Consider the following 1,151-nt stretch of genomic DNA (forward strand, 5'->3'; position numbering starts at 1 on the left):
GTAACAGATGGTGAAAGCTACAAAAAAGCTGCTCAAGTCTTTACAGGTGACATCAATCCAACGCCAGCAGACTTTTATAAACTTGGACTTCAAAGGCACAGTGAAAGTTTAGCCGCAATGTCTGTATTAGGGCTTCCAAAAAATGACGTGATATTTTTAGGCTTTGCTGATGGCAGTACAAGATTTCTATGGAGCGATTTTTGGGATAACGGAAAACCCAGGATTAGCGGTGGAACAAATGTAGCATATTCTCCCTATAAAGATGTATACAAACCTGGTGTTGCATATACAGGTGAAAATTTAGAAAATGAGCTGCAGGACATCATGAAGTCATTTAAGCCTACAGATATTTATTATCCTTTAGCAGATGACGTACATCCTGACCACTGGGCTGTAAGCAACTTCACAAGGTACGCAATAGTCGCACTTAATCTAAACGTAAAAGAGCACATGTTCTTAGTTCATCATCCGCAATGGCCTGTGCCATGGTTACTGATGCCAAATGATTCCCTTTTGCCACCAACAGATATGAAAGACAGCAACACTGTATGGCATAGTATTCCTCTATCAAAGCAAGAAGAAGCTAAAAAAGAAGAAGCCATTAAGCAGTATACATCACAGATAAAAGTGATGGAGCCATTTTTATTGGCGTTTGTAAGGAAAAATGAGCTTTTCGGGACAAAGCCTGTCATTACGATTCCAGAAGTTGAAACAAAGCCAAACTTATACGACAAAAACATGCCTTTCTCGCTTTTAAGCATACCGGCAGGTGGAATTCTGGATCAAGAAATCTATAAAAGCGCTGATCTTACAAAGCTTGCTTCCTTCTACTATGATAATCACTTGTATATAGGTGTTCAAACACTGTCGCCTATATCTAAAAATGTAAGATACAACATCGAAATGAGGCTGTTTTACAATAACAGCATAAAGAGGATCGATTTAGGACTGGTAAATGGCAAGCTCTATCAGTACAGAAAAGCCAATAATTCGCTTCTCAAATCTATAGCATCAAGACCAATAATAGACAAAAATATATTGTGGATAAAATTGAATATTCCGCAAAAACAGGACTTGCGCTATATATTCATGGGTTCTGACTCAATATACAAGGGAAGACTTATCGATAAGATTCCTTGGAATTTGTACAA

The 1,151-nt window shown here is 38.0% G+C and carries 1 protein-coding gene; it reads left to right on the forward strand.

Annotated elements, in window-relative coordinates; genetic code table 11:
• On the forward strand, positions 1-1,151 hold a 1,151-nt coding region (locus A6M21_RS09095), incomplete at both ends, for a PIG-L deacetylase family protein (protein WP_066668029.1).

The sequence above is a fragment of the Desulfotomaculum copahuensis genome (assembly GCF_001655685.1).
Taxonomy (GTDB): Bacteria; Bacillota; Desulfotomaculia; order Desulfotomaculales; family Desulfovirgulaceae; genus Desulfotomaculum_G; species Desulfotomaculum_G copahuensis.